Annotated in this window: 9 protein-coding genes and 1 pseudogene; 5 read left to right on the top strand and 5 right to left on the bottom strand. The window is 53.4% G+C overall.

The features are described from left to right. Positions 1–207: 207 nt before the first annotated feature. Complete coding sequence (locus ASE69_RS05965) at positions 208–459, top strand: hypothetical protein (protein WP_056484316.1); 252 nt, start codon at positions 208–210, stop codon at positions 457–459. Positions 460–3,272: 2,813 nt separating this feature from the next. Here the strand turns inward: ASE69_RS05965 and ASE69_RS22855 are convergent. Together ASE69_RS22855 and ASE69_RS21230 are read right to left on the bottom strand one after the other, a co-directional pair. Then, positions 3,273–3,428, bottom strand: a pseudogene (locus tag ASE69_RS22855) (IS481 family transposase); the annotation flags it as partial. 155 nt (positions 3,429–3,583) lie between these two features. Further along, positions 3,584–4,102, bottom strand: coding sequence for an IS5 family transposase (locus ASE69_RS21230; RefSeq protein WP_162236852.1), 519 nt, complete (start codon positions 4,100–4,102; stop codon positions 3,584–3,586). Positions 4,103–4,811: 709 nt separating this feature from the next. Here ASE69_RS21230 and ASE69_RS21225 point away from each other — a divergent pair. The 4 genes from ASE69_RS21225 to ASE69_RS05935 all read left to right on the top strand — a co-directional run bounded on the left by ASE69_RS21225 (position 4,812) and on the right by ASE69_RS05935 (position 7,324). Next, on the top strand, positions 4,812–5,213 hold the full coding sequence (locus ASE69_RS21225) for a BLUF domain-containing protein (protein ID WP_082452931.1): 402 nt from the start codon (positions 4,812–4,814) through the stop codon (positions 5,211–5,213). Between the two features lie 109 nt (positions 5,214–5,322). Next, entirely contained in the window at positions 5,323–5,796 is a 474-nt protein-coding gene (locus tag ASE69_RS05945; protein WP_056484305.1) for a hypothetical protein, read from the top strand. A gap of 361 nt (positions 5,797–6,157) precedes the next feature. Beyond that, positions 6,158–6,475: a hypothetical protein gene (locus ASE69_RS05940; protein WP_200924125.1), complete on the top strand. Its 318-nt coding sequence runs from the start codon at positions 6,158–6,160 to the stop codon at positions 6,473–6,475. A 348-nt stretch (positions 6,476–6,823) separates the two neighbouring features. After that, positions 6,824–7,324, top strand: a complete 501-nt coding sequence (locus ASE69_RS05935; RefSeq protein WP_056484301.1) for a MucR family transcriptional regulator — start codon at positions 6,824–6,826, stop codon at positions 7,322–7,324. A 288-nt stretch (positions 7,325–7,612) separates the two neighbouring features. Here ASE69_RS05935 and ASE69_RS22850 read toward each other — a convergent pair whose 3' ends face one another. From ASE69_RS22850 to ASE69_RS22540, 3 genes are all read right to left on the bottom strand, one after another. Further along, positions 7,613–7,798: a hypothetical protein gene (locus ASE69_RS22850; protein WP_082452930.1), complete on the bottom strand. Its 186-nt coding sequence runs from the start codon at positions 7,796–7,798 to the stop codon at positions 7,613–7,615. Between the two features lie 36 nt (positions 7,799–7,834). Then, complete coding sequence (locus ASE69_RS05930) at positions 7,835–8,053, bottom strand: hypothetical protein (protein WP_056484299.1); 219 nt, start codon at positions 8,051–8,053, stop codon at positions 7,835–7,837. 573 nt (positions 8,054–8,626) lie between these two features. Next, positions 8,627–8,899: a pyridoxamine 5'-phosphate oxidase family protein gene (locus ASE69_RS22540; protein WP_200924124.1), complete on the bottom strand. Its 273-nt coding sequence runs from the start codon at positions 8,897–8,899 to the stop codon at positions 8,627–8,629. Between the last annotated feature and the right edge of the window lie 169 nt (positions 8,900–9,068).

Here is a 9,068-nt window from a genome sequence, read left to right as displayed (position 1 = left end):
TCGAGTTTGAACTCTCGGCTGAACTTCCGTCGTTGCATTTACACCCTCCGGTTCCGAAAACACCTTATCTCGGTGTCCACGAAACCGGCAGCAGCTCATGAGGATAAGCAGGAACGTAGAACTGGATTTTAGGTCGTTTACGATTGATTAACGGGTATGTCATAACTGGCGGTGTGACGAACCACGTCGCAGCTACTGGAGAATATTATGTTTCTCAAATCCCTCGCGATGGCCTCGGCCGGCTTGGCCCTGATCGCTGCACCTGTTGCTGCGAGCGCTGCGCCCGCACCCTTTGCAGCGAGCCTTTCGGTATCGAAGGCAGTTCGAACAGGCACACCTACCGCTAAAAAGAGCAAAGTCGCTGACGGCGGTTTGATTATCGTTGCAGCCGCAGCAATCGCAGTCGGCGGTGCGCTTTATCTGGCGATCGACGGCGACGATAACTCGGACAGCAACTAACGTTTTAGGCCAGCGTCAGCGCGCTGGCCTAAAACGACTCCTTTTGTCCGGCACCGCCCATGTACCAGCTGACATACCGGGAGCGACAGTTGATCGGATCGTCACCGACACGTTGAGAGCGCGGGCCGGTCAGGTATAGGCCCTAGCTGCTTGGAACGATAAAGTACGACATTCTCCTATGCCCGCATAAGCTAACCACAGTGAGCACAGTAGTATGCCGCCCCATCCCTAATTAGGAGCAATGCTGTGGCAATAGTCCAACGGTAATAGGAAGGTATGTTCATTGTGAAGCATGTGGTTTCCCGTCAGGTCTGAGTTCTAGCCCTATCTCATCCTGCCATCGCAGCCATGTAAGCGCTTGGCCTACAAGCGCGGCCGCTAGATGTTCTTGCCGATGCTCAAGCAAAAAAAGCGCTTCCATCAGCATCTTGTCGACGTCAGCATCGTCCCGGCCCTCGCTCAAAGCGGCCTCCATACAACGTGGCTAATTCAAACACCCACGCCAGTTCGCCACGTTTACCGGCGAGTCGCCCTAACACGGATCCGTGATATACAATAGATGGGTTTTCCTATCAAACCCTGCCTCTCTGTCGTTAACCATTCTACAGCATGAGGTTCCGAAGTCATTGCTTGCGAGGTAATTGACGTAGAATAAATTCCAGTTCATTCCTGCCGAATTAATGGCTTATCTTTGCGAATCTATCGATGGCTGGTTTGGTTTTCCTCAACTTCAGACTTGCACTTGGCTGTAGCACTTGGCGAGCGGCGCGACCATAAAAGAAGTCAGATCGCAATACCCATAAGCATACCATTTCGTATCTTTTGTCATTACCGCCCACCATTACTTGCGCCTACTGAACACAGATAAGGGTCGGCGCAGCGGAACGGATTCAGCGGTAAAACGCGGCAGCCAGACCGCATGCCGGATGAAATATTACATGACCAACATCACATTCTTGGCATAGGTATTCGACCATCTCCAAGACATTTTGTCCTGCAGATGTGGCCAACATATGGCCGATCGTGACCCGGCGAGTGCGAGAGTTGAGGGCGACATGGCATCTGTCTGCAACCCCATGACGGCCGATGTGATCAAGGCAATTGGTGTTGCATATCACCGACGACGTCCGGAGCTAGTCGCATTCCTTTGAGCGTAGCGATCATTAATTGCGGACGCTAAAACAAGCCGCGTTAGATTTGCGAGCTATTGTGCGCGGTCACTAGACCGCCGCTTCGGATCAGCAATGCGGATGGGCATGGCCTCGACAATCCATAGCGCGACAGCTATTGTTAATGATCCACCCCAAATAACGGCAACGCAAAAAACTAGGGTATTAATCATACCAGTTCCTTTTATGCGGATAAACATCGATCACGTAGAACCGATCTGAGGCAATCAGATGACGAAGTCGATATAAAAGTAGCTCGCTTCGCGATGCCCTTGTTCAAAAATAGGACGCCTTGGCCAAGGAGTAGCGGGGTTGTCGATGCTACAATGCCGACCAGTGCTACTTCTCAGAACACGAGGTTTTACACTAATAGGTAAGTTTAAGCCGGCATCTAACCGTGTCGCTTCGCCGCCCTCCCGCCTGTCGCCGTTCCGAGCGCTTAAAGACGGTTCAATACTGAACCGTGGAATGCATGATACAACGCTAGGTATGGCGCACCATTCGTTTAAAGATCCCAGGTGCGCGACGATCGCAAGGTCGCGGCCGGTGATCCGGCACTCTTGATCTAGCTGTTCAAAGCGGCCGGCATGTTCGCAGTGCTGCCCAGCCGCTTTGCGGCGGGATTCTGGATGGGCCTGCGCAGTCTGTTCGGCAGAAGCATCACTGGTCCTAGACATACCTGTTAGTGACATGGCGGTAGCAGTGCCAGCAGCAATCATCGCCTTGCAACGCTAAGCTGCTCAGTGCCCCGACATACGGTACGGGCCTCAGAGTGCTCAGCGAGGACACCTTCAAGATTGCTAAGCATTTCATCAGAAGGCCAGTGCGGCGCTCCGTGTCGAGACCGACAAGCCAGCGGAATAACGGCCCGCTAAACCGTGGGGGCAAAAGCGGGCCGGTTGGGATCGAGTGCGATTCGACGGGACCAACGAGACGTTCTGTGGACGGACAAGTAACGAACTTCAAGGCCCGCGTGATGATCCCGAACCCCTGCCCGCCCTGACTGTGGAGAGCTTTACGGCGAGCAGGGACCGTCCGGTGTGAGGGCGACGCCTCAACGATTGGTCTGACGGCATATAGTTAAGATCAGAATAACGGCCCGCCTCAAGCGCCACAGCAAACGCGAGGCGGGCCAACCGGCAGCGAAGCGCTCCTGTTGCCGGCGTTATAGAGACGTTCAACATGGAATATAGCTTCAAATTGGAAGGAACAGACATGACGATAGCTTTAGGGTCAGCGTGGTTTCCGTGCGCGGGAGAAACTCGGCAAGCCTGAAGCAGCTCCCGCGGCAAAACCGTACGATCTTGGGCGGGGCGAAGACGCTCGGCGCGAAGGTACTGGGCATGGTCTACAACGCGGACCGCGTGCCGTGGCGCAGCCCGCCCGTTGCGACGTATTTGAGGAAAGACGGGATGCCGGCCACATTAATCGCAGCAAGCGCGAAGACCTGGGCAACGTGGGGCGCCGAGCCGACTATCCCCAGTGCACGACCTCGCCGACGCCAGGCGAGAACCGAGAGCACAATTAGGATAGCCCAGAAACTCATGACGTAGAGGTCCATGTGGGCAACCCATCATAGACCTCAAAGCGTCAATCGGCAGCAGCAGGAACCTGTGATTCTTGTTTGACGCACTAGGTATCTAGTCACGGCACTTGGTGGATCGGATCGACGATAAACCTGTCCGGCTCTGATGTCCAGATCTTGGCGATGTATTCGTGAGACGTAAGGCAACCGAATGTCTTGAGTCAACGAGCGAAATTGTAGGCTGCCATGAAGTCGGCGAGGTGCACCCGTAACTGCTAGGCCACGTGGACAAAGGGCAGCCAAAGCGTAACTGATGCGAGCGCGACGAAGCCGAGATATGACTTTGCTGTCTTGTCATAACGCGTTGCGACACGGCGCCAGTTCGTGAGCTTGCTGAACAGGCGCTCGACGAGATTGCGCCAACGGTATTCTAGCGATCATGCGGGTTCGGTATGCGGCGGTTACTTTTGGTTGGAATGACCACCTCGACATCCGCCCTGGCGAGTTCCTCGCGGATGGCATTGGCGTCATATCCCTTATCGGCAAGCAGGGCCTCGATCCGGTCAGCCAGCATCCCGAACAAGGGCCCGAAGCCCTTCACGTCGTGGGCCTGGCCCGGCGTCAGGACGAAACATAGCGGTCGCCCCTGACCGTCACAGCGGGCGTGCAGCCCTTCGACGAGCTCAGGAGAGCCTTGGTTGTGAAGCCGCCTCGCGAACGGCCAAGCCCTTCGAAGTCTTGATCCCTTTTTTAGCCCAACGGTGCAGTGGTGCGCCCGGACTACGGTGCTGTCGATCATGTCGGCGCTGACATCCCGCTCGATGACAGCGGCCAGGGTCTCCCGCATGGCTCCGAACACGCCCGTCACGACCCAGCGACGATACCGACGGAACACACTGTTCCACCTGCCATATTCATCTGGCAAATGCCGCCATTGCGCGCCTTCCACACCATGCCTTCGAAATAGGGCCGGTTGTCTCCCGCGGATCGTCAGCCACGTCCTCGCCCCGACGGCAGCAGGGGCCCAATCAGAGCCCACTCAAGACAGCTTTGAGTCAACCGATCAGACGCGCGTCAACCCTTGTCCACGTGGCCTGGTAATTGGACATAGTTCCGTCGCCAAAACCGATCGGCTAAGGATTCCCGTTTTCCGTATCATTTAAGCCATTTTGAGAAAATAAATTTGGGAACAGAAGTTGAGAAAACGGCATCCAACGCCAGTGCTTTTTAGGGCGTTGATCTGGGGAATCCTACTCGACCCTCCATTCCGATAAAGCAGACCGACAGTTTGCACGAGAGCTTCTTGCGCCGTTCTGGTAACTTGAGGCTGTTCTGCGCGCTAAATTTGAGCATGAGCGCCTTATCCCATCTTGCCCACCCCAGTGGCACGTTACCGTCAGTTGCTCGGCGTATCCCTTAAGCAATACGTTTCCGTCCGGGCGGCTTTCCCAACTTAGAGGCCGGTCGGCTACTGCCACAAGAATACCAGGATTAATCAAATAAGACTACACTGCTTACGTATCCCTTGAGGTGAATCAATAAAAAAATATTGTATTTTATAATTTCAATTAAGTTCTCCAAACCTGAACACTGACAGTGACGGTAAGAAACGAGAGGGATTCGATGTGACCTGTTCAAGCATTTCATCGTAAATCGATATGCATCATATTGGATACACAAGCCGCGCTATAGAAAATGGCTCATTTGTTAAATTGGAACAGCTCTGTCAAACATCAGCTGCCCATAACAAGCTTGTGGGTGTTACAGGCCTTCTGGTATTTGATGGCGTGAGATACATTCAGCTTATCGAAGGTGAGGCTTCTGCCGTAACTTTGCTCATGGCTCGCATCGCCCGGGATAGTCGACATGACAAAATCGTCTACATGATTAACGGTTGTACTCCTGAACGGGCGTTTAAAAAATGGGATTTAGCGTGTGTCGGGTTCCAGGCAAACCTTAGCGTTCCGCAACTACTCGCGGACGTAAAGGAAAAGGTACGTAACGTAACTGACAACCACATTAAGGCATCATTTATCGGATTTGCTTCTCTGGCAAAGTGAGGTGTTTCGTTGAAAATCCGTATTGAAATCGTAGCTTAATTTCACGACATGTGCATAACAAAGCGTGCTAAATACTCGACGTTCATAGAATGCTCTGAAGGGGGGGGCTATGAGAAATGAGACCGTATTGAGTCTGATTAATGATTTGACTGAGACGCTATCAACCGTGGCAGTTGAGTTCAATGAACGGGTTTCTAGAGCGACACAGCCGGATGCGTCGAACGAGCAGCCCAGTCAGACGGTGCTTACCAAGTATGCAAATGCGCTACTCGCCGAACGACGCATGCGTCGCCACTTTTTACCAGCCGAGCTGTTCCAGGAACCGGCTTGGGATATGCTACTAGCTCTCTTTGCCGCGCGAGAAGAGCGCCTGCCGATGAACGTCAAAACCCTGGTTAGCTTCTCGGACGCTCCAGCTACCACATCGCAGCGTTGGATTGACCATCTTCATAAATTGAACCTAATCAACCGCGTCGCGGATCCTGTCGACCGGCGCCGAATTGAAATCTCACTTAGTGATAACGGCAACCAGGCAATGTCCGCCTACCTGCGGGCGGTTAATTCCCCCGAATTACAGTATTAGGGAGAAAACCAATGGTCAGCGATGGCGAGGCATCGAAATACGACGTACAGGCGGAGCAGGAATTAGTTAAGGCTGCGGCAGCGACTCATGACAGAGACCGTAAACTGCATTTAGGCAGAGCCGCTCAATATGAAACAGCAGCTGCGTTGGTGAGACGGCAAATAAGCTCGTCCGAGTGACGGGCTGTAACGGTCAAAAATCTGAAGTTATCAGCTCCAAAACTGCTGGTTCGCTTCCCTTTCTCATTGTTGCCAATCAGCATTGATGCTCCATGGTGCAGTTCTAAAAGGCAAAGTCACCTGCTGTTCAATACGGCCTCCGTCGCGATTGGCATTTGCTGATCGGCTAGCTTGCGCCATTCTTGAAGATGCGGGTTTTCCGCACCTATGAAGCGGATAACGGCGATGCTGCGATCGCGATGCTCCCTGAGTACGCACACACAATCACCCTGCTCTTCTCAGACGTCGATATGCCAGGCGATACTAAGGGGTTCGCGCTCGCCCACCACGTCGCGGAGAATTACCCCTGGATCGAGATCGTCATCGGCAGCGGTCACCTCCGGCCGAAGGCAGGTGACTTGCCCGACAAGGCAACATTCGTATCCAAGCCGTTCAATGCGCAGATGATCCATGGCCATCCCCGCGAACCCTGCCCGATGGCAAGCTGCCGGAGCCCCTGAAAAAAGCGGTCTAGACTGGCGTTCACACCGAACCCAAGTTGCCCATCCGATAACAATTGCCGACGTGTGTTAGGCAGGAATAGCGATCGGCAAAGGACGGGGAAGTCCACGGGACTATCGGTGTTGAGTTTAAGGTTGACGAGATCAAACCGGATCGAATTACATCTAAAAAGGTACCACTTTGCTGGCGTATATCTCCGGTGAATTCTCAATCGGGGTTCACTCAGCCGTTGTTGATCGTCAGGCAGTTGGTCTCATTTGATTAGGCGATCTCACAGAATAACTTTTTGAAAGGTTGTACGATTATTAAGGGAACCCTACTTGCCTGTCAGTTAAATGGAGCACCCAATGTCCGACGATACCTACCAGCCTAACGCTGTTGAACTCGCTACCGAGCTGACTATCGCTTGGCTTAGCAATTCAAATACCCGTACGTCGGCCGACGACGTTCCTGCATTTCTATCGCAGATGCACAGCAGCGTTCAGTCGCTTGTTGGCGGTTCGCAGACCGAAGAAAACCCTGCGGAGGAGCCGAAGGAATACGTTGGTGCGGTAACGGCCCGGAAGTCCCTCGCCAGCCCCGATCACATTATCAGCATGATCGATGGCAAGCCGTACAAAACGCTGCGTCGTCACCTCGCCACTAACGGCATGACGCCAGTGGAATATCGCGAGCGTTATGGCCTGAAGGCTGATTACCCCATGGTCGCTCCTACCTATTCGGAAGCGCGCCGTACCATGGCCAAGAGCATCGGGCTGGGTCGCAAGCCCGGTCAGACGAATGAGGCCAAGGCAGAGGCGGCAAAGCTTGCACCGCGTAAGCGCAAAGCCGACGATACCGCAGAGTGATTTAGGGCCGGCCTTTAGAAAACGAAGGCCGGCCACCCTAGGTAGTTACTTTTTTTGCCCTCCCTGCGGCACGCCATTGTATGGAGGGGAAACGTTCTCATCCGGCTTGGCGCCGAAAGAATTGGGCCGCTTGTGATTGTTGCAAGCAACGAGCGTGAGCAGCATGCCCAGTAGAAATTCGCATATTTGATATACTAGTATGGTCAGCTGCAGGGTTGACCCCAATTCTGGTTCACGCGGCATGATTGGGCATTTGAACCGTGACGGTAGAGCCTACCAGGAAAACAGTTATCCGTGCTGTAGGATTTTCATCACTGCCGCGAGGTTCCCCTTGACCACGACATAATTGCCTTTCTCAAAGTTTACGGCACTTGCATCATTGCCGCCCCTGAAACGGCGTACAAAGTTCACGCGATCGACGTTCACCACGATCGGATCGCCCTCAGGACTGTGAAATTCCACGTAACCGTTCACTCGTATCCCCCAACGACCGCGCTTGAATGTACTACGTTACGCATTGTCAGCCGTGTCTGGCGATCTCGCGGCAATCAAAGACGCTATTTCCGCTTCGTCGATCGTCCGATCTTCCCACGTGTCTTCCACAGCAATCGACTTTTCGTCATCGCGCATCGCGATCATTTCAGCGGCGGTAGCGAGCGCCTCGTCGAAGCTGTTTCGGTGAACACCCAGCGTGGACATCTCGCCGTCTTTACGAATTACGTAACGCATTGAATTAGCTCCTGTTGAGCGGGATTACTAACCCAACCGAACAGGAATCCCTACGCGCTTCACGGATGCGAGCACCGTTGCGCAAACGCGCATCAACAATCCGGCGCGAGCGAAAGGCTATCCTGCTGAGATCCTTGAACCTTCGGTGAGCGCACCCATATCCGTTTGACTGTTCAACAACTGGAAGGAGGTGGTCGAATGTCTCATTGTTATACGCCGCTAACGGCAAACCGGATGAGTGCGACCCCCGCTGGCGGGGCTGTCCAGCTCTAAGGATCAGGCCATTAGTGGCTGACAATGGAAAGGCCGTCCCGAAAGGGGCGGCCTTTTGCATTTTCTCTCCGCTTGGTTAGAAAGTTGCTGTTTTGTGCACATCGCTCCCGGCCGTCTTCCCAAAAAGATCGTTCTTTAGCAGTTGTTTAGCGGGCATAGCGCGTCAAAAGAGGCTTCTCGCAGTCCGCCGCGTGGTGACCTGCCGCTGTCGCAACAGTGGCGACATTCGAAATATCCGAAACTTAGAACTTCCGCGACAATGCCGCAGAAGTCCGATGTAGTACGACTTTTAGTGCCCAATCAGACGGCGAGCGGGCTTTCGTCGCTACCATCCCAGTAGCGGATCGCCTTTGCACTCACAGGGATCATGACGATGCCGGGCGTGTCGATGCCCTCAGGAAAATATTGATCGAGATCCTTGGTCCAGTGATCCGCAAAAGCGGGTTTGTCTTGATCAACGCAGCGGCGCATCCAACAGTTGCAAAGAGCGGGGCCGGCCGAGCATGCCAACGGCACCGGTGTAACTAGGGCGGCTGATACGCCGTCTTGCTGCACGTTAACGGTGAGTCCCAATTTTAATAGATACCATAATATTCTTATGAGAATGCAAGGTTCTTCGTAAAATCACTCATTCCTATGAAACCGATTTGGCATATAAAATAAATAATAATGCATAAATAAGACAATATCTTTTAGAAAAAGCAAGCAAACCGTCACTAAACAGATAAACCATTATGGATAC

Source organism: Sphingomonas sp. Leaf208 (assembly GCF_001421415.1).
GTDB lineage: Bacteria > Pseudomonadota > Alphaproteobacteria > Sphingomonadales > Sphingomonadaceae > Sphingomonas.
Note: the sequence above shows the minus strand (reverse complement) of the source record. Positions and strands in the feature narration are given on the sequence as shown.

What these genes read in the sequence shown, in the direction of transcription:
- ASE69_RS05930 (WP_056484299.1), bottom strand. Translation starts at nt 8,053, where the DNA reads ATGCGTTACGTAATTCGTAAAGACGGCGAGATGTCCACGCTGGGTGTT.
- ASE69_RS05935 (WP_056484301.1), top strand. Translation starts at nt 6,824, where the DNA reads ATGTCCGACGATACCTACCAGCCTAACGCTGTTGAACTCGCTACCGAG.
- ASE69_RS05965 (WP_056484316.1), top strand. Translation starts at nt 208, where the DNA reads ATGTTTCTCAAATCCCTCGCGATGGCCTCGGCCGGCTTGGCCCTGATC.
- ASE69_RS05945 (WP_056484305.1), top strand. Translation starts at nt 5,323, where the DNA reads ATGAGAAATGAGACCGTATTGAGTCTGATTAATGATTTGACTGAGACG.
- ASE69_RS21225 (WP_082452931.1), top strand. Translation starts at nt 4,812, where the DNA reads ATGCATCATATTGGATACACAAGCCGCGCTATAGAAAATGGCTCATTT.